Consider the following 26,069-nt stretch of genomic DNA (forward strand, 5'->3'; position numbering starts at 1 on the left):
TGACTGGACATCTATAAATCATTGTTTTTTACCGGATCCCGATTTAGTATTTGGTCTACGCACCGTCTTTTTAGTATCATCAGCCTTCTTTGTTGAAACACTCTTCGGTGTTGTTTTCTTTGCATTATCCGCAGTTTTTGCAGTTGCAGTTTTGCTCTTTGCCGTTGTTTTTGGTGTTTGAGGTTTATTATCGGGTTTATTTCTTATCGTCTTTAATCCCTTGGACGTTCCTTTCAAAACTGTTGGGATATTTTTCCGTTTTGATATGGTTTCATTTTGCGCTTTAAAGGTCAACAGCCTGTTATGGCTTTGAATACGCTGAGGACTAATGTGCAGTTCACGTTCGTTTGTAGGATAAAGCTTAAATGCAGCTATACCCATTTGAAGGTCCTCTGCAATAAATTTCATATTCTGACTGGATTCCGTAAACTCTTCCATTGCCGCTGATAATTGCTGAGCCGTGCTTGCCACTCCTTCCGTTGTATTAGCCGTTTGCTCTGCTATATCCACTACTTCCTCCACATATTTAACAACGTCCGATATCTTCATTTTTTGTAACTCTGTTGCGATACGGATATCTTCGGCTGTTTTAAGTGTTTTACTACTTGAGGCTGCTATATTCTCAAAAGCCTCAGTGGCATCAAAAGTTGCCTGCTTTCCTTTATCCACTATTTCGGTCATATTGACAATAGCCGCTGATGCTGAGGAAGAGTCCTTCTTCACATCAGCCACTAATGTTTCTATTTCGTTCGCAGATTTTCTTGATCCCTCTGCAAGTTTTCTGATTTCTTCCGCCACAACTGCAAAACCTTTGCCTGCTTCACCGGCTCTGGCTGCCTCAATAGCGGCATTTAAAGCTAGAAGGTTCGTCTGGGAGGAAATATCTGTTATCACTCCCAGGTATTTGGAGATTTCCTGGGATCGCTCACTTAACACCTCAATTGTTTTCGCCGTGAGAGCCGCGGAAGAGGCAATTTGCTCCATATTGCGAACTACCTGAGATACAGTTTTCATACCCATTTGAGAGGTATTCTCACCCAATGCCGCTGCGTTATTCACAATCTCCGCCTTGTGCGCTGTCTCTTCGGTACCCGTCATGATTTCCTCTATCAGCTTAAAGGCCTGATCTGTTTTCCCTGCCTGATTTTTTGAACCTTCGGCCATGGCCTGCATAGAAAATGCTACATTAACCGTTATTTCGTTCATATCAAGTCCTTTGGCCGCCATTTCTTCTGACGATTGCCCTACTACCATAGAGCTTTCATTAATATTTAAGAGAAGCGTATTCAAATTGCTAACGGCAGTATTGAGGGCATTTGACATGGATTGAATATCTCCGGCCGTCGTAATTTCAACTCTCTGTGTAAGGTCTCCCTCAGAAATGGCCCTCACGATTCTACTTACTTCAAGAACAGGCGAAACAATGGATTCAAGCAAGTTATTTAAAGTATCAACCAGTTCCTTCCAGCTTCCGCTGATATCAGTCATGGCTACACGCTCAGTGAGTTTGCCTTCCGTACCTGCAACTCTCGCTACCCTGCTCACCTCTCTGGCCAATGAGTTTAACATAGTCACCATGGAGTTGATCGTTTCAGCCAAACCGGCTACCTCTCCTCTCGCATCCAGTGTAAACTTCTGTGTAAGATCTCCTTTGGAAACGGCTGTAACCAGACTCACAATACCCCGCACCTGGGTGGTCAGGTTATTGGCCATTATATTTACATTCTCTGTTAATTGCTTCCAAACACCTTCCACCCCGGGAACATTCGCCTGACCGCCCAGCTTACCTTCGGTACCCACTTCACGGGCAACACGCGTTACCTCACTCGAGAATACGTTCAGAGAGTCCACCATTTTATTAAGATTCTCCTTCAGTACAGCAAGCTCACCATTAACATCAACCGTTATTTTCTTAGTTAGATCACCTCTGGCAACAGCCGTGGCTACCTGAGCAATATCTCTCACTTGCAGCGTAAGGTTAGACGCCATAGTGTTAACATTCACAGTGAGTTCTTTCCATATGCCTTCCACCCCCGGCACATTGGCCTGACCTCCTAATCTCCCTTCCGTTCCTACTTCGCGAGACACTCTGGTCACCTCCCCTGCGAATATATTCAGGGAGTCCACCATTTGGTTAATTATATTTTTAAGCTCCAGTACTTCTCCCTGGACTTCCACTGTTATTTTCTGAGTCAGATCACCTTTGGCTACTGCTGTGGCCACCCCTGCAATTCCTCTTACCTGTGTGGTCAGGTTGTTTGCCATAATATTTACATTTTCAGTCAGGTGCTTCCAAACCCCTTCAACAGCAGGTACATTTGCCTGCCCTCCCAGTTTGCCTTCGGTACCCACTTCACGGGCCACTCTGGTCACCTCTTCTGCAAAAACATTAAGAGAGTCCACCATCTTGTTAATATTATCTTTCAAATCGGCAATCTCTCCCTTTACATCTACAGTAATCTTTTGACTCAAATCCCCTTCGGCAACCGCAGTAGCCACATGAGAGATATCTCTCACCTGAGCCGTCAAATTACTACCCATAGTATTTACATTATCCGTTAGGTCTTTCCAGACTCCAGCCACGTTTGGCACATTGGCGAGTCCACCTAGTTTTCCCTCTGTTCCAACCTCACGAGCAACCCGTGTCACCTCATTACTAAATATGTTGAGAGAGTCCACCATCTTATTAATGTTCTCCTTCAGATCGGCGATCTCACCTTTCACATCCACCGAGATTTTTTTCGTCAAATCTCCCTTTGCTACAGCAGTGGATACCTTGGCAATATCTCTCACTTGCTCTGTAAGGTTACTGGCCATCGTATTCACATTATCCGTGAGCTCCTTCCACAGTCCTTCCACCCCAGGTACTATAGCCTGACCTCCAAGATTACCCTCTGTTCCTACTTCGCGGGCAACCCTCGTTACCTCACTGGCAAAAATATTCAGGGAATCCACCATTTGGTTGAGATATTCCTTTAACTCCAGGAACTCACCTTTTACGTCAACCGTAATTTTTTGTGTCATATCTCCCTTGGCAACCGCAATAGCCACATCGGCAATATCCCGCACCTGTAGAGTAAGGTTACTTGCCATGGTATTCACATTATCAGTGAGCTCCTTCCAAACACCTGCTACATTAGGTACATTGGCTTGACCACCTAGTTTACCCTCTGTTCCCACCTCACGGGCCACCCTTGTAACCTCATTGCTGAAAATATTAAGAGAGTCAACCATTTTATTTATATTTTCTTTAAGGTCTTCTATTTCTCCCTTGGCATCTACTTTAATTTTCTGCGTCATATCTCCTTTAGCCACTGCTATGGCCACATCGGCAATATCCCGTACCTGAAGAGTAAGGTTATGAGCCATGGTATTCACATTGTCCGTAAGCTCTTTCCATACACCCGCTACATTGGGTACATTGGCCTGACCTCCCAGTTTACCCTCTGTTCCTACTTCACGGGCAACCCTCGTTACCTCATCTGAGAAAATATTTAAGGAATCCACCATTCCATTAATATTCTCTTTAAGATCTGCAATTTCACCTTTTACATCCACCGCTACTTTTTGAGATAAGTCCCCCTGTGCAACAGCAGAGGAAACCTTTGCAATATCACGAACCTGGTCTGTAAGATTACTGGCCATTGTGTTTACGTTATCAGTAAGGTCCTTCCAAACCCCCGCTACGTTAGGAACATTTGCCTGACCACCGAGTTTACCTTCTGTACCTACCTCACGGGCAACTCTTGTAACCTCATTACTGAATATATTCAGAGAATCAACCATTTTATTTATATTCTCTTTCAAACCTGCGATTTCCCCCTTTACATCCACTGAGATCTTTTGGGTTAAGTCGCCCTGAGCCACAGCCGTTGATACCTTGGCGATATCTCTTACCTGAGAAGTAAGATTACTAGCCATCATATTCACATTCTCTGTTAACTCCTTCCATACACCCTCAACACCTGGAACTTTCGCCTGTCCTCCAAGATTACCTTCCGTTCCTACTTCGCGGGCTACACGAATCACCTCATCTGCAAACGTATTGAGCGAGTCCGTCATTTGATTTATATTCTCCTTCAATACCAGGAACTCTCCCTTTACATCTACAGATACCTTCTTTGTCAGGTTACCTTTTGCAACCGCAGTGGCTACATTGGCTATATCTCTAACCTGATTCGTAAGATTACTGGCCATTAGATTTACATTATCAGTAAGGTCTTTCCAAACACCTGCTACATTTGGCACTGTAGCCTGCCCACCAAGTTTACCTTCCGTCCCTACTTCCAATGCAACGCGGGTCACCTCTCCTGCAAAAAGATTCAGGTTATCAATAGTGCGGTTTATGGTTTCAGCCATGACCTTAAAATCACCGGTAACAGGAATTTCAAATTTCTCATAGAGGTTCCCTCCAGAAATATTCTTAAGAACTTTTCCCACTTCCAAAACCGGCACGGCTATGGAATCAACTAATCCGTTAATATTATTAATGATGTCCTTCCAAAAACCTGAAGCATTTTCAGCAGAAGCGCGTGCCGTAAGATTTCCCTCAATACCTGCAACTTTTGATATTCTTGAAACCTCACCTCCAACTCCGGAAATCATCTCCACCATACTATTATATGCCTCAGCAATCTCAGAAAAGATATCATCTTCTTCCTTGTTCAGTCGAACAGAGATATCCCCCTTTTTAAAGGCGTCAAGTGCAAATAATATTTTATTGAGCTGCTTTGTCGCATATTCTTCGTGCTTAAGCGTTTCTTTTATGGGAATGGAATACAATTCATATTCTTTGCGGCTGGGGCGATGGTCATCGTTGGGGGTTTCTCGTGGAGGCTCTTCTTGTGATTGAGCATTAGCATAACTCCCCTTTTTTGAATCTACGTGCCTTTTATCTACATTCTTCTCATTATCGGATTTATTGGACGGTTTCATTTTGTTAGTTTAGAATGATTTGTGATTGATAAAACTTATAACTTTTTTTCACCTAAAATGTTCAACAGTTTATAGTTTAGTATAGTTATAATAGTGAGTTAGCTTATCAATTTCATGAGAAGTGGAAAAATAGGCTACAAATAGGGTTGGTAAGAATTAAGTACACTGTTAACAAACATTGAATTTGGAGATCGCCACATCAAAAGAGCTTAAACAAAGCCTCAATAGTGCTCTATTGGACAATTGTGTAGATGGGATTATAGGTTTCAATCAATCTCTTCAAGTGATTGAATGGAATAAGATCATGGAATTGCATTATGGAATTAAACGATCCGAAGTTTTCTCCAAAAACATTTTCGAAGTATTCCCCGAGCTAAGCCAGGAGGAGGATGAACATTTTCTAAATGAGGTACTTAGCGGAGGTAACATTTACCTCAAGGATCGACGATATAAGTATAGAAATGGTTTTTTAGAAATATTCATTACTCCAATACATAATTCCGCAAGTGAGGTAATAGGTGGTATAATCACCTTACATGATATCACTGAAGTTAAGCATATGCTGGAAAAGCTAAGAAACCAAAATCAAAAACTAAGTACCACAAACCAGCTACTTCAAAATGAAATAATTGAGCGGCAATTAGCTGAAAAGAAACTAAAGCAAGCTCATGACCATCTCGAGAGGCGTGTGCACGAAAGGACATCGGAATTGTCAAAAGCTAAGCTCGATGCAGAAAATGCATCAAAGGAAAAAGACAAGTTTCTGGCGAATATGAGTCATGAAATACGCACTCCTATGAACGCCATTATCGGGATGGCACAGTTACTCAATGACACACCCTTAACCAACGAGCAAAAAAAATATGTAGATTCGATTAATTCGGCCTCCGACACATTGTTATCATTGATTAATGATATACTTGATTTTAGTAAAATCGAAGCCGGAATGATTGACTTTGAAAAGAAGCCTTTCTCCATTTATACATCAATAAAAGAGGTTCTTGATATTACGTCCTTCAAATGTGAAAACAGCCCTGTTAAACTTGAGCAAAACATTGACCCTAAAGTGCCTGATACAGTATCAGGAGATAAATACAGATTAAATCAAATTCTATTGAATCTATTAAGCAATGCAGTGAAATTCACTCCGGAAGGAATGATCAAATTAAGTGTAAAGCTGAGAAAATCGAGTAAGCAAAACTGCAACTTAGAGTTCAGCATAAAAGATACTGGCATTGGCATTCCGGCCGAAAAAATAAAAACCATTTTTGATGGTTTCACTCAGGCATCAAGTGATACAACGCGCAAATATGGTGGTACTGGCTTGGGTCTTACCATTGTTAAGTCTCTGGTAGAGCTACAGCATGGCAAACTGTCTGTAAAAAGTAGAGTAGGGTCAGGTTCCGAATTTATTTTCACACTTCCATTTGAAAGCACCTTAAGTAAATCTGAAGATAATACCGATCTAAAAAAAGATACAAATAAGGATCTAAGTCAGTTGAAAATCCTAGTAGTTGAAGACAATGAGCTGAATCAATTTCTCATTCAATCGCTTTTACTAAAATATAACGCTTCTGTTAACGTGGCATGCGATGGTGTTGAAGCCATTTCTATACTGGAACAAACGGAGTTTGATATTATTCTAATGGATATCCAGATGCCCAATATGGACGGTTATGAAGCTACTAGACGAATAAGAAGTAAAACTCAGAGCATTCCTATTATCGCGATGACTGCACATGCCTTAGTAGGTGAAAAAGAAAAGTGCCTAAGTGCAGGTATGAATGATTACATTACCAAACCTATTAAGATCAATGATCTGATCGACTGTATCCAAAAAGTTATCAACTAGAACATATGGCTTTATATACTAACCTATCGTACTTACAAGATCTTACTGATGATGATGAGGTTCTAATTGCCGAATCACTAAAGAGATACCTTTCATCATCCCCTACTCAATTGAACAAATTGATAGAAAGTACGGAAAATAAACAGTGGGATACTATCCATGACAGTGCTCACTCGTTATTCGCGACCACTCAAATAGTGGGCATATCACAAATTGCAGTACCGTTAAAGGAAATTCAAACCCTTGCGAGAGAATCAAAAAAGGACTACAATTTGATTAAGAGTAAGGTAGAGTATGTAGCTCAGGTGGTCAGAAAATCCCAGGAAGAAGTAACTAAACATCTAAACAATTTAGGTACAGACCTCTCATAAAGCTGTAACCATAGTCAGGATTATGGCTACTGAAAGTTGCTACGCTTGCTAATAATTTCATATATAAAACAAAAGGTCGATACTAATGTATCGACCTTTACTTAATAAATCTAATTTCAGTAAGTTCAGTTAGACTTTGATTTCTACATCAACTCCACTTGGAAGCTCAAGCTTCATCAAAGCATCAACAGTTTTCGTGCTGTTTGAGTAGATATCAACCAGTCTTTTGTAAGTACAAAGCTGAAACTGCTCTCTCGACTTTTTATTTACGTGTGGCGATCTCAACACAGTAAACTTCTCTTTTATAGTCGGAAGAGGAATAGGTCCGCTTACTACTGCACCCGTAGTCTTCACAGCTCTCACAATCTTTTCGGATGATTTATCAACCAAATTGTGATCGTATGACTTAAGTTTTATTCTTATTTTCTGATTCATAGCTTTAATTAATTAAACGGCCGCTCCTTTTACTTCTTCTATAACTTTGTCAGCCAGGTTCTTAGGAACTGGATCGTAATGTGAGAACGTCAATGACGCTGTAGCTCTACCAGATGTGATAGTTCTAAGGTCAGTAACATATCCGAACAACTCAGACAAAGGAACATCTGCCTTGATAACCTGAGCCGCACCCTTAGTATCCATACCTTTCATCAATCCTCTACGTTTGTTCAAGTCACCGGTAACAGAACCAGTATACTCATCTGGCGTAACCACTTCAACCTTCATGATAGGCTCAAGTAATTGAGGACTAGCCTGCTTAGCAGCAGTTTTAAAACCAAGTCTTGCAGCCATTTCAAAAGAAAGAGCATCCGAATCCACATCGTGGAAACTACCGTGATACAATTCAACTTTCATAGCCTCAATAGGGTATCCAGCCAAAGGTCCATTGTTCATAGACTGCTCAAAACCTTTTTGAATAGCCGGGATAAATTCCTTAGGAATAACACCACCTGTAATGCTGTTTACAAATTGTAAACCTGGTTTAATAACACCATTCTCATCAGGATCAGCAGGGCTAAGTTTGAATACAATATCGGCAAATTTACCTTTACCACCTGTTTGCTTTTTATAAACCTCCTTATGATCTACCAGAGCGGTGATTGTTTCTTTATAAGCAACTTGAGGTGCACCTTGATTAACTTCTACTTTGAATTCTCTTTTCAAACGATCCATGATAATATCAAGGTGAAGCTCACCCATACCTCTCAGAATAGTTTGACCAGTTTCTTCATCTGTATTAACCTGAAGTGTAGGATCTTCCTCAACAAGTTTGGCAATAGCCATACCCATTTTGTCAACATCTGCCTGAGTTTTAGGCTCAATTGCATATCCAATTACAGGCTCAGGGAATACCATCGACTCAAGAACGATCTTATGGTTCTCGTTACAAAGTGTATCTCCTGTTTTTATATCTTTAAAACCAACGACTGCAGCTATATCACCAGCATGAAGTTGATCAATTTGATTTTGCTTATTAGCATGCATCTGGAAGATACGAGATATCCTTTCTTTCTTGTTTGTTCTTGTATTAAATACGTATGAACCAGAGTCAAGAAGACCTGAATATGACCTTACAAAGCACAAACGACCTACAAATGGGTCGGTAGCAATTTTAAATGCCAATGCTGCGAAAGGAGCCTCCGGAGAAGGTTTTCTGGAAACTTTTTCATCAGTATCAGGATTAGTACCTACGATATTATCTCTATCTAATGGTGATGGTAAAAGCTCCATCACATAGTTAAGCATGGTTTGCACACCTTTGTTTTTAAAGGCCGAACCACATAGCATAGGCACGAAAGCCAGGTCAATAGTTGCTTTTCTTAAAGCAGCCACAACCTCATCTCTGGAAATAGAGTTAGGATCTTCGAAATACTTCTCCATTAGAGTGTCATCGTATTCCGCAACAGACTCTAATAAATGTTCTCTGTATTCCTCAACCTCATCTTTCATATCCTCAGGAATGTCTATCTCGCTATAAGTCATTCCCATATCCTCTTCGTTCCATACCATAGCTTTCATTTCAACAAGGTCAACAACCCCCTTAAAAGAAGCTTCGGCACCAATTGGCAATTGAAGAGGAACAGCTTTGGTACCTAACATTTCCTTAACCTGTTTACACACATTAAGAAAATCGGCTCCATCGCGATCCATTTTATTTACGAAGCCAATTCTGGCAACTTTATAATTATCAGCAAGTCTCCAGTTAGTTTCAGACTGAGGCTCCACACCATCAACCGCACTAAATAAGAAAACCAAACCATCTAATACTCTTAAAGACCTGTTCACCTCAACAGTGAAGTCAACGTGTCCTGGGGTATCTATAATGTTTATGTGATATTTATCATCTTTGTAAGGCCAGAATACTGTAGTAGCAGCAGATGTAATGGTAATACCTCTTTCTTGCTCCTGCTCCATCCAGTCCATAGTCGCAGCACCATCATGTACCTCTCCTATCTTGTGGCTTACTCCGGTATAATACAGGATTCGCTCTGTAGTAGTAGTCTTTCCAGCATCGATGTGCGCAGCGATACCTATATTTCTTGTTAATTTAAGATCTCTTGCCATTGTAACAGATATTAAAATCTAAAGTGTGAAAATGCCTTGTTCGCCTCAGCCATTCTATGCGTATCATCCTTTTTCTTAACTGCAGCACCTTCGCCTTTTGAAGCTGCAATAATCTCACCCGCGAGTCTATCTCTCATAGTTTTTTCTCCTCGAAGACGCGAGTATCTAATCATCCATTTGATTCCGAGGGTGATCTTTCTTTCGGGCCTAACTTCCATTGGCACCTGAAATGTTGCACCACCTACTCTTCTACTTTTCACCTCCACTGAAGGCATGATGTTGTTTAGAGCTTTTTTCCAAGTTTCCAAACCGTTCTCGCCGGTTTTACTTTCTACCTGCTCCATAGCTTCATAGAAAATAGCATAAGCAGTACTCTTTTTACCATCTATCATTAGATAGTTTACAAATTTGGTAACCAGAGTATCCTGAAATTTAGGATCTGGCAGGATATACCTTTTCTTTGGTTTAGCTTTTCTCATTATTTTCTACTTATTTATTTTTTGGGCCTTTTAGCACCGTATTTTGATCTTCTTTGTAACCTACCATTAACACCGGCAGTATCCAATGCACCTCTAATGATGTGATACCTTACACCTGGTAAGTCTTTTACTCTTCCTCCTCTGATCAATACGATCGAGTGTTCCTGCAAGTTATGACCTTCACCCGGAATGTACGCGTTAACTTCTTTACCGTTTGTCAATCTCACCCTTGCCACTTTTCTCATAGCAGAGTTAGGCTTCTTAGGTGTAGTAGTGTACACCCTGGTACAAACACCTCGCCTTTGTGGACATGAATCAAGAGCAGGCGATTTGGATTTAGTTACCAACTTCTTTCTACCCTTTCTAACCAATTGTTGAATAGTAGGCATTTATATTTCTTTCTTTAGTTTTTATTCCATTTTAAAATTCGGACTGCAAAGGTAAAAAAAACAGTCTTACTAATCAAATACTTTATATAATAAATTCAACCCGAAGCAATACTTCGGGTTGAAAATTTTTCTTTTGATACAAAGATTTCTCTTGTGTATCAGGCCTCCCCAACTGTACCTCCAAAATTAATTGGAAATTTCGGGGCTTCTTCAGTCTTTTTAATAGGGCCAAAAGTCTCTTCATACTTGTGAATATTCTCACTTAAAGCAGTCAGAAGTCTCTTTGCATGCTCAGGTGTAATAACTATCCTAGACTTTACTTTAGCTTTTGGCACTCCTGGCATCAGACGAATAAAGTCTATTACGAACTCACTATTCGAATGGGCTATCATGGCCAGATTCGAATACACGCCTTCGGCTACTTCCTCAGACAATTCAATATTGATCTGATTTGGATTTTCTTTTTTTGCTTTATTATCGTCCGCCATTATTAATTACCTTCCTGAAGTTGTCTCTCCTTAGATTCCTCTTTTGATGCAACCAATTCATCGTACTCATCCTGAGAACCCACGATAACATCCTTGAATGATCTCTGACCTGTTCCGGCCGGTATCAGGTGTCCAACGATTACGTTTTCTTTCAGTCCGAGTAACTGATCGGCTTTACCTCGTATAGCAGCTTCACTAAGTACTTTCGTAGTTTCCTGGAAAGACGCAGCAGAAAGGAAGCTTTCCGTCTTAAGTGATGCCTGAGTAATACCCTGCAATGTCGGTTTGGACACCGCTGGCATTGCATCTCTAACTTCAACCGGCTTCAGGTCTTTACGCTTAAGAGTGGAGTTTTCATCTCTCAGTTCTCTCGCTGTAATGATCTGTCCTGGTCTTAGATTTTCAGAATTACCTGCATCAGTTACCACTTTCTTATCAAGAACGGAGTCATTTTCCTCGCTAAATACAAATTTATCTACTATTTCATTGGTAAGGAAACTGGTATCTCCCGGATCAACGATCTGGACTTTCTGCATCATCTGGCTTACGATAGCTTCGATGTGCTTATCATTAATTTTCACACCTTGAAGACGATAAACTTCCTGAATCTCGTTCACCAGATACTCCTGAACAGCAGTGGGTCCCTTGATGGCCAGAATATCTGCAGGAGTAATGGCACCATCGGAAAGAGGGTATCCTGCTTTCACAAAGTCATTATCCTGTACAAGTATGTGCTTCGATAATGACACTAAATACCTCTTTTTAATACCATCTTTTGATTCAATAAATATCTCTCTGTTGCCACGCTTGATACCACCGTAAGTAACCACACCATCGATTTCACTAACCACCGCAGGATTTGAAGGGTTCCTAGCTTCGAAAAGCTCCGTTACTCTTGGAAGACCCCCTGTAATATCCCTAGATTTACCCATGGTTCGTGGTATCTTGGCAAGAATCTGACCGGCTTTGATCTTTTCTCCATTCTCTACGGCCAGGTGAGCACCTACCGGAATGTTGTATGATTTACCATCATCCTTGGTATTTACTCTTATAGCAGGGTTCTTAGTTTTATCTTTTGTATCGGTAATTACTTTTTCTCTGTGTCCGGTTTGTTCATCAGACTCTTCTTTATAAGTAATCCCCTCTATAATCGATTCAAACTCAATTGTGCCATCAAACTCAGAAAGAATTACAGCGTTATACGGATCCCAGAAAACAAGCTCCTGGCCCTTCTCAACCTTTTGACCTTCTTTCACTTTAAGGAATGATCCGTAAGGAACATGGTTGGTCATTAGAACTACACCTCTCTTCTCATCCACCACTTTGATCTCACCGGTACGTCCCATGATTACTTCAACGGCCTCACCATCCTTATTGGTAGTTTTGATCGTTCTTATTCCTTCGAATTCAATTGTACCTTCAAATTTGGCCTTTATGTTAGCATCAACTGCAATGTTCGATGCTGTACCACCCACGTGGAATGTTCTCAATGTAAGCTGCGTACCCGGCTCACCGATAGACTGAGCGGCTATAACACCTACTGCTTCTCCCGTGTGTACCATATTACCTGTGGCCAGATTCCGGCCATAGCACTTGGCACAACCGCCTTGCTTGGTTTCGCAGGTCAGAAGTGATCTGATCTCAACTTCCTCAATACTACTTTCATCAATGATTCTTGCAATCTCCTCTGTAATCTCCTCTCCAGATTCACAAATAAGTTCATCTGAAAGCGGATCGTAAATATCATGAACTGATACACGCCCCAGTATTCTCTCAGATAAAGGTTCAACTATATCCTCATTATCTTTAAGAGCTGTAACAGTAAGGCCTCTTAAGGTGCCACAATCATCCTCCGTAATAACAAGATCCTGCGCAACATCTACAAGACGCCTAGTCAGGTATCCGGCATCAGCTGTTTTCAAAGCTGTATCTGCAAGACCTTTACGGGCACCGTGTGTCGAAATAAAATACTCTATTACATCAAGTCCTTCCTTAAAGTTAGAAAGAATAGGGTTCTCAATAATAGCTCCTACAGACCCGGCAAGGTTCTTCTGAGGTTTTGCCATCAGACCTCTCATTCCTCCCAACTGACGAATTTGCTCTCTTGAACCTCTGGCGCCCGAGTGCATCATCATGTAGATTGAATTAAAACCCTGATCATCCTCAGCAAGTTTGGTCATCAATGTGTTAGTAAGCTGAGTATTTATTCTAGTCCAGATATCAATTACCTGGTTATATCGCTCATTATCAGTAATAAGACCCATCAGGTAGTTATTCCATACCGCGTCTACCTCTTCCTTCGCCTGAGCTACAAGCTCCTCTTTCTCTGCGGGTATGGCAACATCATTTAGTCCCATTGAAAGACCTCCTTTGTATGCCATTTGGAATCCAAGGTCTTTAATATCATCCAGGAAATGAGCTGTTCTTGCCATTCCTGAAATCTTGAATACATCAGAAATGATCTGCTGAAGTTTTTTCTTGGTTAGTAGCTCATCCACGAAACCAACCTCTTCAGGAATGTATTGATTAAATAACACTCTACCAGCCACTGTCTCTATTACCTTGGTTTCAAGCTCGCCATCGTCATTTCTAACCTTGGTCCTTACTTTAATATAGGCATGTTTTGATAGTCTATCTTCATTAATCGCAATAATGACTTCCTCAGCACTGTAGAACATCATGCCTTCACCTCTTACCGCGTGCTCTTCTGTACCTCTTCTACCCTTAGTTACGTAGTAAAGGCCCAATACCATGTCTTGGGAAGGCACAGTAATAGGTGCACCATTAGCCGGGTTAAGAATATTATGCGACGAAAGCATTAACAATGACGCCTCCAAAACTGCTTCCTGCCCCAAAGGTACATGAACCGCCATCTGGTCACCGTCAAAGTCCGCATTAAATGCTGTACATACCAATGGATGCAGCTGTATAGCTTTACCCTCAATAAGCTTAGGCTGGAATGCCTGAATACCTAACCTGTGAAGCGTTGGAGCCCGGTTAAGCAGAACAGGATGTCCCTTCAGTACATTTTCAAGAATATCCCATACTACAGGATCTTTTCTGTCAACAATTTTCTTTGCTGATTTTACAGTCTTAACAATACCTCTTTCAATCAGCTTCCTTATAATAAATGGCTTGAAAAGCTCAGCTGCCATATCCTTTGGAAGTCCGCACTCATGTAGTTTAAGCTCAGGCCCAACTACAATTACTGAACGGCCGGAGTAGTCAACCCTTTTACCCAACAAGTTCTGACGGAATCGTCCCTGCTTACCTTTAAGCATATCACTTAAAGATTTTAGCGCTCTGTTTCCATCAGATCTTACAGCATTAACCTTTCTAGAGTTATCGAACAGCGAATCCACAGCTTCCTGAAGCATCCTCTTTTCGTTTCGAAGGATAACTTCCGGTGCTTTTATATCAATAAGCCTCTTAAGACGGTTATTTCGTATAATTACTCTTCTATAGAGATCATTGAGATCAGATGTAGCAAACCTACCACCATCAAGTGGTACCAACGGCCTTAATTCGGGAGGAATCACCGGCACCATTTTGATAATCATCCACTCAGGACGGTTCTCAATCCTGGTCCTCGCTTCTCTAAAAGCTTCAACAACTTTCAATCTTTTTAAAGCCTCTGCTTTTCTTTGTTGTGATGTATCAGTCGCAGCCTGATGTCTCAATTCATAAGAAAGTTCATCCAGTTGGATTCTTGCTAATAACATTTCAAGAGCCTCAGCTCCCATTTTAGCAATGAACTTGTTAGGATCATCATTATCAAGGAGTTGGTTTTCTCTTGGTAATTTATCAAGGATATCCAAATATTCATCCTCAGTAAGGAAATCCATCTTAGCCAGACCATCTTCCTCTTTAGTACCGGGCTGAATAACTACGTATCGCTCGTAATAAATAATTTGATCAAGCTTTTTAGTAGGTAGCCCCAGTAAATAACCTATTTTATTCGGCAATGATTTGAAGTACCAAATGTGTGCAACGGGGACCACCAATTCTATGTGCCCCATTCTTTCTCTTCTTACCTTTTTCTCGGTAACTTCAACACCACATCTGTCGCAAATAATACCTTTGTATCTAATTCTTTTATATTTACCACAGTGACATTCCCAATCTTTAACCGGGCCAAAAATCCTTTCGCAGAATAATCCGCCCATTTCAGGCTTATAAGTCCTGTAATTTATAGTCTCCGGTTGAGTGACCTCACCATGAGAACTCTCAAGAATTGACTCTGGTGACGCCAAACTAATGGTAACCTTAGAAAAATCAAGGTTTAGTTTTTTATTCTTTCTGAACGACATAGTTTGATTATTTAATGTCTATGATCAGGAGATGAACTCCTGATCATGAATATTTTAAATATTAGTCTAAAGTAATTTCCAATGCAAGTCCACGAAGTTCATGAACCAATACATTGAATGACTCAGGAATGTTCGGCTTTTTCATATTTTCGCCTTTTACTATCGCTTCGTAAGCTTTAGCCCTTCCGATTACGTCATCCGACTTAATGGTAAGGATTTCCTGCAGTACATGTGATGCGCCGAATGCCTCAAGAGCCCAAACCTCCATCTCACCAAATCTCTGACCACCAAATTGTGCTTTACCACCAAGCGGTTGCTGAGTAATTAATGAGTAAGGTCCTATTGACCTTGCGTGCATTTTATCATCTACCAGGTGACCTAGTTTAAGCATGTAGGCTATACCCACAGTAACTGGCTGATCAAATCGCTGACCGGTCAGACCATCGTAGAGGTATGCTCTGCCATATTCTGGCAAACCTGCCTCTTTCAATTCCGTAGCCACTTCGTCCATAGAAGCACCATCGAAAATTGGGGTAGCATACTTTCTTCCCAGCTCAAGACCTGCCCATGCCAATACCGTTTCATAAATCTGCCCGAGGTTCATCCTTGAGGGTACACCAAGAGGATTCAAGCAAATATCAACAGGGGTTCCGTCTTCCAAAAATGGCATGTCCTCTGTCCTGACGATTCTGGCCACAACACCCTTATTACCGTGCCGCCCAGCCATTTTGTCACCTACCTTAAGCTTTCTCTTTTTAGCTATATATACTTTAGCCAATTGCACAATACCGGCAGGCAATTCATCTCCAACTTCAAGCGTAAATCTTTCTCTCTTAAAATCACCGGCTATCTCATTACGTTTAATATTGTAACTCTTAACAAGTCTGAATACTAAATCGTTTACATCCTCCTCTGTCGTCCAGTTGTCAAGGATAACATCAGAAATCAAATTTACTTCCTCAGGTACATTATATGTACTTTCGTCCTTGTAAATATTCTTTTCAGGGAATAAATTTTGCTCAATATTTCTTCCATTGAATTTCATTCCTTTGCTAATGAGCTCATCACCAAACTTGTGTTTAACTCCCTGACTGGTTTTACCATCCAGCAGCTTGGTAAGCTTCTCGATCATTTGAGATCTCAAAGCAAGCAATTGCTTAGAATATTTACTTTTGAGTATTTCAACCTCTTTTTTGGATTTTGCTCTTAGATCCTTATCTTTCTTAGGTCTGGAGAAAAGTTTAGTGTCTATTACAACTCCTCTCAATGATGGAGGTGCCTTCATAGATGCATCCTTAACATCACCAGCCTTATCACCAAATATCGCTCTTAGAAGCTTCTCCTCAGGAGTTGGATCCGTTTCACCTTTGGGGGTGATCTTTCCAATCAGGATATCACCTTCCTTCACTTCGGCACCAACCCGGATTATACCGTTTTCGTCAAGGTGTTTTACAGCTTCCTCACTTACATTTGGAATTTCAGAAGTAAGTTCCTCTTCACCACGTTTAGTATCTCTAACCTCAAGTTCATATTCATCAATATGTATTGAAGTATAAATATCATCACGCACTACTTTCTCAGAAATTACGATGGCATCCTCAAAATTATATCCTTGCCAAGGCATATACGCAACTCTAAGATTTCTACCCAGTGCCAATTCACCACCTTGAGTGGCATACCCTTCCACCAGGGGCTGGCCTTTAAGTATCCTTTCTCCTTTTTTAACTATAGGAGTAAGATTTATGCAGGTATCCTGATTCGTTCTTCTGAATTTGATCAGGTTATATGTTTTGAAATCATCGTCAAAGTTGATAAGTCGATCATCATCATCCATATCGTACTTAACCACGATCTTCTTTGCATCAACAAACTCAACTTCTCCGTCCGCCTCGGCAAGAATCAGTGCTCGTGAATCAAGGGCAACCCTTCCTTCAAGGCCGGTACCGACAATAGGGGCCTCTGGTTTCATCAAAGGAACTGCCTGACGCTGCATGTTTGATCCCATCAATGCACGGTTCGCATCATCGTGCTCAAGGAAAGGGATAAGAGAGGCTGCAACTGATACAATCTGGTTTGGAGCCACGTCCATGTAACGAACCTCTGCAGGCTCCACAACTGGAAAGTCTCCTTCAAACCTTGCTTTTACCCTTTCGTTAACAAACTGGCCGTCGTCCTTCAATGGTGCATTGGCCTGAGCAATGTTATGAGTATCTTCCTCTTCAGCAGTAAGATATTTTACATCTCCTGACATCACTACTTTCCCTTCATTTACTTCTCTGTATGGAGTTTCAATGAAGCCCATATTATTCACCTTGGCGTGTACACAAAGTGAAGATATCAAACCAATGTTAGGACCTTCAGGTGTTTCAATTGTACATAACCTTCCGTAGTGCGTGTAGTGAACGTCACGAACCTCAAAACCAGCTCTTTCTCTGGAAAGACCACCGGGTCCCAATGCAGACATTCTTCTCTTGTGGGTAATTTCAGCAAGAGGGTTTGTCTGATCCATGAATTGAGATAGCTGGTTTGTCCCGAAGAATGAGTTTATCACTGAAGACAATGTCCGCGCATTGATCAGGTCAACGGGTTTAAAATCTTCATTGTCTCTAACATTCATCCTCTCTTTGATGGTTCTCGCCATTCTGGCCAGACCTACACCAAATTGAGTATATAATTGCTCACCTACCGTCCTAACTCTTCTATTACTCAAGTGGTCAATATCATCAACCACGGCTTTAGAGTTGATAAGACCAATCAGGTACTTAACTATAAGGATAATATCCTCAGTAGTTAATACTCTTTGGTCTGAATCTATGTCAAGGCCCAGCTTTTTGTTTATTCTATATCTACCTACTTCTCCAAGGTCATATCTTTTCTCACTGAAGAACAAACTTTGAATAATATCTCGCGCAGTCTGCTCATCAGGAGCTTCCGTATTTCTCAGTTGTCGGTAAATCTGCTCAACTGCTTCCTTCTCAGAGTTTGAGTTATCCTTCGCAAGCGTATTGAATATAATAGTATAGTCTGTAACGTTCACATCTTCCCTGTGAAGTATAATAGACTTCGACCCGGAATCAACAATCGTTTCTATATCTTCCTCTGTAAGGATGTGATCCCTCTCCAATAAAACTTCGTTTCTATCGATTGAAACCACTTCACCAGTATCCTCATCAACGAAATCCTCTGTCCAGGTTTTTAAAACTCTAGCCGCCAGTTTTCTTCCAGCTGCATTCTTAAGATCCTTTTTCGTAGCCTTAACCTCTTCAGACAAGCCAAACAAGTCAAGAATATCCTTATCAGTTCCGTAACCAATTGCTCTCAAAAGTGTAGTTACAGGAAACTTCTTTTTTCGATCAATGTATGCATACATCACGTTATTAACGTCTGTAGCAAACTCTATCCATGAACCTTTAAAGGGTATAATTCTAGCAGAATATAGTTTGGTGCCGTTTGTATGCTTACTCTGAGCGAAGAATACGCCCGGCGATCTGTGAAGCTGAGAAACAATAACTCTCTCTGCTCCATTGATCACAAAAGAACCCTTCTTCGTCATGTATGGTATATTACCTAAGAAAACTTCTTGCTCAATCGTTTCGAAGTCCTCATGATCTTCATCATTACAGGTAAGTTTTAATTTAGCCTTTAAAGGTACTGAATACGTCAGACCTCTATCGATACTTTCGTCGACAGAATACTTTGGAGGATCAACTATATAGTCGATGAACTCCAGTACGAAGTTCTCTCTGGAGTCCGTGATCGGAAAATTTTCAGAAAAAACTTTGAATAATCCTTCTTGTTCCCTTTTTTCGGCCGGAGTTTCCAACTGGAAAAAGTCCTTAAAGGACTGAAGTTGTATATCAAGGAAATCGGGATAATCTATTACTTTCTTAATAGATGAAAAACTGATTCTTGAGTTATCTTTTTTAGTAGCCAAGGCTTTAAAAATTTAAATTACAAGATGTTGTAAACGGCCGTGTCGTTTACGGCCAGAATGTATGATGTTCGTAAGTTGCTACAAACAGCAAAAGACCCCGATTAGTTTATCGGGGTCTAACTTTTTGTTAGACGAGCAAAAAATATGTCGCCAAGGTTTACTTTAACTCCACTTCGGCCCCAGCTTCTTCAAGCTGCTTCTTAAGACCTTCTGCTTCGTCCTTACCTACACCTTCCTTAATAGCTTTAGGAGCGCTGTCTACGATTTCTTTAGCTTCTTTAAGTCCTAATCCAGTTAATTCTTTTACTAATTTAACGATAGCTAATTTAGCTCCACCTGGTGACTTAAGGATCACATCGAATTCTGATTTTTCCGCTGCAGCTTCTCCTCCATCTCCACCTGCAGGTGCGGCAACAGCAACAGCTGCAGCAGCAGCAGGCTCTATACCGTGCGCTTCTTTCAAATATTCTGCTAGCTCATTTACTTCTTTAACTGTAAGTTCAACTAGTTGATCTCCAAGTGCTTTAACGTCTGCCATTTTTATTCTTATTTAGTCAATTATTCTTTTTAATGATTTTTGATTTTTTAATTTTCTCGTTCGGATAGTGCCTTCACCAAACCTCCCAATGTATTCTTACCACTCTGAAGTGCAGAAAGTACATTTTTAGCAGGTGATTGAAGAAGTGCAACAACCTCACCTATAAGCTCTTGCTTAGATTTAAGCTCGCTTAAAGTTTTCAGATTCTCTTCTCCTATGAAGAAATCTCTATCTATGGAAGCAGCCTTTAACAAAGGTTTATTTGAACCTTGTTTTTTTCTGTACTCTGTTATTACTTTCCCAGGAAGATTTGCCACTTCTGAAGAGAAGATAACTCCTGAAAAACCTTTTAAAGACTCGTCAAGATTAGTGAAATCACCTTCAACATTGCCGAGTGCTTTCTTGATAAAAGTGTTCTTATAAACACCATATTCAACACCTCTATCAAAACAAATTTTTCTGAAAGCATTTATCTGTGCTACTGAAAGACCTGAAGCATCCGTGATATAGAAATGAGGATTCTTGTTAAACTTCTCGGTCAGTGACTCTATTATATTTGCTTTTTCTTGCCTTGTCATGATTTTATTCCTGATAATGAATGTTTGTCAATAGTGATTGAAGGGCTCATTGTTGTAGAAATATTGATACTTTTAAAGTATGTTCCCTTCGCTGAAGCTGGCTTCAATTTAGCTATTGTACTGATCATCTCCTGAACGTTGTCCTTGATCTTATCAGGTGTGAAAGATGCTTTTCCAACGCTGGCGTGAACGATACCAAATTTGTCAACTTTAAAGTCTATTTTACCTGCTTTAATATCCTGCACAGCCTTTCCTACTTCCAAAGTCACCGTACCTGATTTAGGGTTAGGCATCAAACCACGTGGCCCGAGGACCCTACCTAATCTACCAACCTTAGCCATTACTGTAGGCATAGTGATGATAACATCTATATCTGTCCAACCACCTTCGATTTTCTTAATATAGTCATCCAAGCCTACATAGTCTGCACCAGCATCTTTAGCCTCTTGCTCTTTATCCGGGGTACAAAGTACCAACACTTTGAGATCCTTGCCTGTGCCATGTGGAAGTGTAACCACACCTCTAACCATTTGATCTGCCTTCTTAGGATCTACACCAAGTCGAATGTCTAAATCTACAGAAGCATCAAATTTAGTGAAGGTGATGTCTTTCAAAAGATTAGCAGCTTCATCAAGGGAGTATTCCTTTAGCTTATCCACTTTAGCTTGCGCTGCTTTCTGATTTTTTGTCAGTTTTCCCATTTGCTTCAAATTTTACTCCCAAGGAGCAGTTCCAGTTACTTTTATTCCCATACTTCTGGCTGTACCAGCAACCATCTTCATGGCAGAATCGATTTTGAAAGCATTTAGGTCTGGCATTTTTGTCTCGGCAATCGCCTTAACCTGATCCCAGGTAACACTTCCAATTTTTGTTCTGTTAGGTTCCGCAGAACCACTTTTCTTCTTAGAAGCTTCCAGCAGCATAACCGCAGCAGGAGGGGTCTTGATTACAAAGTCGAAAGACTTGTCAGAATAAATTGTAATCAATACAGGTAACACCTGACCCTGTTTCTCTTGTGTTCTCGCGTTAAACTGCTTGCAGAAATCCATGATGTTAAGTCCTTTAGAACCTAACGCAGGACCAACTGGTGGTGAAGGGTTTGCCTGACCTCCCCTAATCTGCAACTTCAAGTATCCACTAATTTCCTTAGCCATTATCTTAATCTAATTTTTCTACTTGCATATAGTTTAATTCTACAGGAGTATTCCTGCCGAATATCTTTACCATTACATTGAGCTTCTTCCGCTCTTCAAATACCTCTTCTACTGTACCCGTGAATCCACTGAATGGACCATCCATTACTTTTACAGATTCTCCCACAATGTATGGAGTCTCGAGCTTTTCCTCGAATTCATCAATCTCATCAACCTTGCCTAAAATTCTGTTGACCTCTGATTGACGTAGAGCTACCGGCTCCTTTGAGGAACCTGTTCCATTATTTCCAAGAAAACCTATAACACCAGGGATACTTGTAACCAGGTGATTGGCTTCACCATTACTTAGGTCCGCCGACACCAGTACATAACCCGGAAAGAAGTTTCTTTCTCTGACTCTCTTCTTTCCTCCCCTCATCTCATACACTTTCTCAGAAGGAATCAATACCTGAGGAATAAAATCCTGAAGTTTCTCTCTTTCAACTTCAGTCTCCAAGTATGATTTAACTTTCTTTTCCTGACCGCTTACAACCCTTACCACGTACCATTTTAATTCACTCATCGCTAGCCAAGTATTAGTAATTAAAATTCGTTATAAAACCAGTCCATGCCATTCTGAAAAACATAGTCCATAAGACCTATCACCAAAGCAAAAATCAGTGAAGCTACAAGGACCAAAATCGAGCTACTCTGAAGCTCACTATATTTAGGCCATGAGACTTTATTTTTCATCTCATCATATGACTCCAGAATAAATGTCTTTAACTTATGCATCAGACTTTCAATTTAAATTAGCACGGGTGGAGAGACTCGAACTCCCAGCCAATGGTTTTGGAGACCACTACTCTACCAATTGAGCTACACCCGTATGTTTATTTAGTTGTATCTATTGAATATGAGTACGTCTTTTCAACTTCCTCACCTCTCTCAATTTGAAGCATGACATGCGCCACAGCCCAAAATGGTCTGCAAAGATACAACAACTTTTTAGAAAATAAAAGCGTTCCGATATTTTCGGAACGCTTTATTAGAATATTTTATTCTTAATCTAAAATTTCAGTTACCTGACCTGAACCTACTGTTCTACCACCCTCACGGATAGCGAATCTAAGTCCTTTTTCCATTGCTACCTTGTTGATAAGGTTAACTTCAATAGATACGTTGTCACCAGGCATAACCATTTCAACTCCTTCAGGAAGCATGATTTCTCCAGTAACGTCAGTAGTTCTCAAGTAAAATTGAGGTCTATATTTGTTAAAGAAAGGAGTGTGACGACCACCTTCTTCTTTAGAAAGCACATAAACCTCAGCTTTGAACTTTTGGTGAGGAGTAACAGAACCTGGTTTACAGATTACCATACCTCTCTTAATCTGGCTCTTTTCGATACCCCTTAGAAGAAGTCCTACGTTATCACCAGCTTCACCTCTGTCCAATATTTTTCTAAACATCTCAACTCCAGTTACAGTAGATTTCAAACCTTCTGCGCCCATACCCAAGATATCAACAGGATCACCACTATTGATTACTCCTCTTTCAATTCTACCAGTGGCTACTGTACCTCTACCAGTAATAGAGAATACGTCCTCAACAGGCATCAAGAAATCTTTATCTATCAAACGCTCAGGAAGTGGTATGTAGTTATCAACTGCATCCATAAGCTCTTCAACTTTAGCAACCCACTCAGGCTCACCGTTCAACGCACCTAAAGCAGAACCTTGTATAACAGGAATATCATCACCAGGGAAGTCATAGTCAGAAAGCAATTCTCTGATTTCCATTTCCACAAGCTCTAACAATTCAGGATCATCTACTAAGTCAACTTTGTTCATAAATACAACCAAAGCTGGTACACCTACCTGACGAGAAAGAAGGATGTGCTCTCTTGTTTGAGGCATTGGACCGTCAGTAGCAGCAACAACTATGATTGCTCCGTCCATCTGAGCAGCTCCAGTTACCATGTTCTTTACATAATCCGCGTGACCCGGACAGTCAACGTGAGCGTAGTGACGCTTTTCTGTCGCATACTCAATATGTGAAGTATTGATAGTAATACCTCTTTCTTTTTCCTCTGGTGCGTTATCAATTGATGAAAAGTCTCTGTTCTGAGCCAGACCTTTGTCTGATAATACTTTAGATATTGCAGCAGTCAAAGTTGTTTTACCGTGGTCTACGTGACCGATTGTTCCAATATTCACGTGGGGTTTTGAACGGTCAAAATTTTCTTTAGCCATATTTGAAAATCCCTAGTTTAGTTAAAATTATATTCGTTATTAAAATTATTTACCCTTTAAATGAGTATAAGGCTCATTATACCGTACTCTTTACGGCAATGATCCTTTTCTTTCGTTGCTAAACTCCGTAGCTCCTTTAATGTGATATGAATTGATTAAATCATATCTTAGAGCCAAGAAGGGGATTTGAACCCCCGACCTCTTCCTTACCAAGGAAGCGCTCTACCCCTGAGCTATCTCGGCTAGTTCCGCTATGCCTCAGAGCACACTTTGTCGGATTCACCCGACCTCCTGAGTTATTTTCAGGATGCCCTACCCCTGAGCTATCTCGGTCAGAAAAGTTCAAAGTTCATAACCTAAAGTTGTAAACCTTCCAAACCTCTTCAAAATCTGAGAGGAGCAATTTATCAACCTTAAACTCAAAATTATGAGCGGGAGACGAGGTTCGAACCCGCGACCTACAGCTTGGAAGGCTGTCGCTCTACCAACTGAGCTACTCCCGCTTATGATCTAACAGAAAGACAAAATTACGATTTTGTTACGGTATCGTAAAATAAATCCGACCATTAAAATGTGGGGGGAGCAGGATTCGAACCTGCGAAGTCATAAGACAACGGATTTACAGTCCGTCCCAGTTGGCCGCTTTGGTATCCCCCCAAAGCTTCAAAATTCAAATGAACTTACCCTTTGATTTTAGGTTTTTCGTTACCGTTTTTTCCAAAGGAAGTGCAAAATTATACGGTTTTTTCTTTTAATCAAACTTTTGAAAAAAAAAGATCATTTTTTTTCAAAAAAACACCTCCGGCTTATTTCAGGGCAGTTTTTGTTATAGAAAAATAATCTCGCCTATTATACCCCGGCCTATTTCCTGCTCAAAAATATCAATGATCTTACTCTTGGACAAGTTAAGCTCATGCTTTAACGGGGCTGAATTTATTTCCACAAAAAGTACTTGGTTTTTAATAAATATTTTCCCGGTTCTGTTCGCTATGGTCTTACCCATCAGACTCTCCCAGGAAGAAACCAATCTTGCCTCATCAAATTTTCCTTTTAAGCGATAATTATTTAAAAGATCATTTATAGCTTCCCCGACCGTGGAAATGTCGGATTTACGAGAGTTATATTTCTTCTTGTCCATGCGAGGCTTCTTTAACCGTGCCCTTGTCTATATGGTAGAAAAGGGCATCTATATTTAACTCTATTAACATTTCTTTTGTTCGTTCTTCGCGTGCATCTGTAATAAAAATCTGCCCGAAGGTTTGGTCAGCTATCATACTCACCAGTTGTTTAATACGTGAGGAATCGAGCTTGTCGAAAATATCGTCAAGCAGCAGAATGGGCTTGTAACCTTTAAGTGTTTTTATTATTTCGAAGTGAGCCATTTTCATTGCAACTAAAAATGTCTTTTGTTGTCCCTGGGATCCAAATTTCTTAAGTGGCTTACCTTCAATTACTAACCTATAGTCATCCCGGTGTATTCCCATTGAAGTTCTTTCAAGGGCCAGATCCCTTTTAATATTTAACTTAAACTTTGAGCCAAAACCTTCATCCTCCACCTCGGATCTGTATACAATGGTTACTTTCTCCTTGTTCTGAGAAAGCAATGTGTAGTGCTTCTGAAATATCTGAAAAAAGTCTTTAATAAATATCTTCCGTTTTTTGAAAATCTCTTGTCCCAAAGTCAATATAGAAGTGTCATAGGTATGAATGAGGTCATAATCCACACTTCCGGTAAAGGCAAACTGTTTCAATGCACTGTTTCTTTGTTTAAGGTATTGGTTATATCTGACTAAGGTATCCATGTACTGGTTATCCATTTGACAAAGGATTGTGTCAAAGAATTTACGCCTCGTTTCACTCCCCTCGCGTATTACATCAACATCATTAGGAGCAATTAAGACTACGGGAAATTTTCCAACGTGCTCGCTTAATTTATCATATTCTTTTTTATCGATACGAAAAACCTTCTTTATACCTTCCTGGAATCCACAACTAACTTCGGTATGTTTTTCCTGCTTAGTGAAGATACCTCTGATGTTAAAAGCCTTCTCTCCAAACCTCACATTTTGGCTGTCAATACTATTAAAAGCACTTTTGGTCAAGGAGAGGTAGTGTATTGCATCAAGAAGATTGGTTTTGCCACTACCGTTAACTCCAACAAGACAATTCACTTTCTCTGAGAAATTAAGTGTTATCCCCTCATAGTTCTTAAAATTAAACAAACTTAATTTTTCAATGTGCATTAACT

The 26,069-nt window shown here is 40.4% G+C and carries 19 protein-coding genes and 4 tRNA genes; 2 read left to right on the forward strand and 21 right to left on the reverse strand.

Features of this window, described 5'->3' with window-relative positions; genetic code table 11:
• Positions 1 to 18: 18 nt before the first annotated feature.
• Positions 19 to 4,935 carry a HAMP domain-containing protein gene (locus tag LVD17_RS05810; protein WP_233765376.1) on the reverse strand — a complete coding sequence of 1,639 codons (4,917 nt, stop codon included), beginning with the start codon at positions 4,933 to 4,935 and terminating at the stop codon, positions 19 to 21.
• 184 nt (positions 4,936 to 5,119) lie between these two features.
• Between LVD17_RS05810 and LVD17_RS05815 the strand changes: the two genes are divergently transcribed.
• Both LVD17_RS05815 and LVD17_RS05820 read left to right on the forward strand, forming a co-directional pair.
• Entirely contained in the window at positions 5,120 to 6,787 is a 1,668-nt protein-coding gene (locus LVD17_RS05815) for a PAS domain-containing hybrid sensor histidine kinase/response regulator (protein WP_233765378.1), read from the forward strand.
• A gap of 5 nt (positions 6,788 to 6,792) precedes the next feature.
• Complete coding sequence (locus LVD17_RS05820) at positions 6,793 to 7,158, forward strand: hypothetical protein (protein WP_233765380.1); 366 nt, start codon at positions 6,793 to 6,795, stop codon at positions 7,156 to 7,158.
• A 129-nt stretch (positions 7,159 to 7,287) separates the two neighbouring features.
• Here LVD17_RS05820 and rpsJ read toward each other — a convergent pair whose 3' ends face one another.
• The 20 genes from rpsJ to recF form a co-directional block, all read right to left on the reverse strand.
• Complete coding sequence (rpsJ, locus tag LVD17_RS05825) at positions 7,288 to 7,593, reverse strand: 30S ribosomal protein S10 (protein WP_009581876.1); 306 nt, start codon at positions 7,591 to 7,593, stop codon at positions 7,288 to 7,290.
• Between the two features lie 12 nt (positions 7,594 to 7,605).
• Positions 7,606 to 9,720: an elongation factor G gene (gene fusA, locus LVD17_RS05830; protein WP_233765382.1), complete on the reverse strand. Its 2,115-nt coding sequence runs from the start codon at positions 9,718 to 9,720 to the stop codon at positions 7,606 to 7,608.
• Positions 9,721 to 9,731: 11 nt separating this feature from the next.
• Positions 9,732 to 10,199, reverse strand: coding sequence for a 30S ribosomal protein S7 (gene rpsG / locus LVD17_RS05835; protein ID WP_233765384.1), 468 nt, complete (start codon positions 10,197 to 10,199; stop codon positions 9,732 to 9,734).
• A gap of 14 nt (positions 10,200 to 10,213) precedes the next feature.
• Positions 10,214 to 10,588 (reverse strand): 30S ribosomal protein S12, encoded by a 375-nt coding sequence (rpsL, locus tag LVD17_RS05840; protein WP_009581870.1) that lies wholly within the window; start codon positions 10,586 to 10,588, stop codon positions 10,214 to 10,216.
• Positions 10,589 to 10,746: 158 nt separating this feature from the next.
• Complete coding sequence (locus tag LVD17_RS05845) at positions 10,747 to 11,076, reverse strand: DUF3467 domain-containing protein (RefSeq protein ID WP_233765386.1); 330 nt, start codon at positions 11,074 to 11,076, stop codon at positions 10,747 to 10,749.
• Between the two features lie 2 nt (positions 11,077 to 11,078).
• Positions 11,079 to 15,386 carry a DNA-directed RNA polymerase subunit beta' gene (rpoC, locus tag LVD17_RS05850; RefSeq protein ID WP_233765387.1) on the reverse strand — a complete coding sequence of 1,436 codons (4,308 nt, stop codon included), beginning with the start codon at positions 15,384 to 15,386 and terminating at the stop codon, positions 11,079 to 11,081.
• Positions 15,387 to 15,447: 61 nt separating this feature from the next.
• On the reverse strand, positions 15,448 to 19,320 hold the full coding sequence (gene rpoB, locus LVD17_RS05855) for a DNA-directed RNA polymerase subunit beta (protein WP_233765388.1): 3,873 nt from the start codon (positions 19,318 to 19,320) through the stop codon (positions 15,448 to 15,450).
• A 157-nt stretch (positions 19,321 to 19,477) separates the two neighbouring features.
• The gene (gene rplL / locus LVD17_RS05860) at positions 19,478 to 19,858 is read right to left on the reverse strand and encodes a 50S ribosomal protein L7/L12 (protein WP_233765389.1); all 381 of its coding nucleotides are present in this window, start codon (positions 19,856 to 19,858) and stop codon (positions 19,478 to 19,480) included.
• Between the two features lie 47 nt (positions 19,859 to 19,905).
• Positions 19,906 to 20,436: a 50S ribosomal protein L10 gene (gene rplJ, locus LVD17_RS05865; RefSeq protein WP_233765390.1), complete on the reverse strand. Its 531-nt coding sequence runs from the start codon at positions 20,434 to 20,436 to the stop codon at positions 19,906 to 19,908.
• Positions 20,433 to 21,137 carry a 50S ribosomal protein L1 gene (gene rplA / locus LVD17_RS05870; protein ID WP_155170766.1) on the reverse strand — a complete coding sequence of 235 codons (705 nt, stop codon included), beginning with the start codon at positions 21,135 to 21,137 and terminating at the stop codon, positions 20,433 to 20,435. Before rplA ends, rplJ begins: the two co-directional genes overlap by 4 nt.
• Before the next feature lie 12 nt (positions 21,138 to 21,149).
• The gene (gene rplK / locus LVD17_RS05875; protein WP_155170767.1) at positions 21,150 to 21,590 is read right to left on the reverse strand and encodes a 50S ribosomal protein L11; all 441 of its coding nucleotides are present in this window, start codon (positions 21,588 to 21,590) and stop codon (positions 21,150 to 21,152) included.
• 4 nt (positions 21,591 to 21,594) lie between these two features.
• Positions 21,595 to 22,152: a transcription termination/antitermination protein NusG gene (gene nusG / locus LVD17_RS05880; protein WP_233765391.1), complete on the reverse strand. Its 558-nt coding sequence runs from the start codon at positions 22,150 to 22,152 to the stop codon at positions 21,595 to 21,597.
• A gap of 20 nt (positions 22,153 to 22,172) precedes the next feature.
• Positions 22,173 to 22,364, reverse strand: coding sequence for a preprotein translocase subunit SecE (secE, locus tag LVD17_RS05885; RefSeq protein ID WP_155170769.1), 192 nt, complete (start codon positions 22,362 to 22,364; stop codon positions 22,173 to 22,175).
• A gap of 21 nt (positions 22,365 to 22,385) precedes the next feature.
• Positions 22,386 to 22,458 (reverse strand) — tRNA-Trp (locus LVD17_RS05890).
• 175 nt (positions 22,459 to 22,633) lie between these two features.
• Positions 22,634 to 23,821 carry an elongation factor Tu gene (gene tuf, locus LVD17_RS05895; protein WP_155170770.1) on the reverse strand — a complete coding sequence of 396 codons (1,188 nt, stop codon included), beginning with the start codon at positions 23,819 to 23,821 and terminating at the stop codon, positions 22,634 to 22,636.
• 171 nt (positions 23,822 to 23,992) lie between these two features.
• Positions 23,993 to 24,064, reverse strand: a tRNA-Thr gene (locus tag LVD17_RS05900).
• A gap of 187 nt (positions 24,065 to 24,251) precedes the next feature.
• Positions 24,252 to 24,324, reverse strand: a tRNA-Gly gene (locus LVD17_RS05905).
• A 71-nt stretch (positions 24,325 to 24,395) separates the two neighbouring features.
• Positions 24,396 to 24,478 (reverse strand) — tRNA-Tyr (locus LVD17_RS05910).
• Between the two features lie 169 nt (positions 24,479 to 24,647).
• Complete coding sequence (locus tag LVD17_RS05915) at positions 24,648 to 24,959, reverse strand: DciA family protein (RefSeq protein WP_233765392.1); 312 nt, start codon at positions 24,957 to 24,959, stop codon at positions 24,648 to 24,650.
• Entirely contained in the window at positions 24,940 to 26,064 is a 1,125-nt protein-coding gene (gene recF / locus LVD17_RS05920; RefSeq protein ID WP_233765393.1) for a DNA replication/repair protein RecF, read from the reverse strand. The genes LVD17_RS05915 and recF overlap by 20 nt, the downstream gene beginning before the upstream one ends.
• Between the last annotated feature and the right edge of the window lie 5 nt (positions 26,065 to 26,069).

Source organism: Fulvivirga ulvae (assembly GCF_021389975.1).
GTDB lineage: Bacteria > Bacteroidota > Bacteroidia > Cytophagales > Cyclobacteriaceae > Fulvivirga > Fulvivirga ulvae.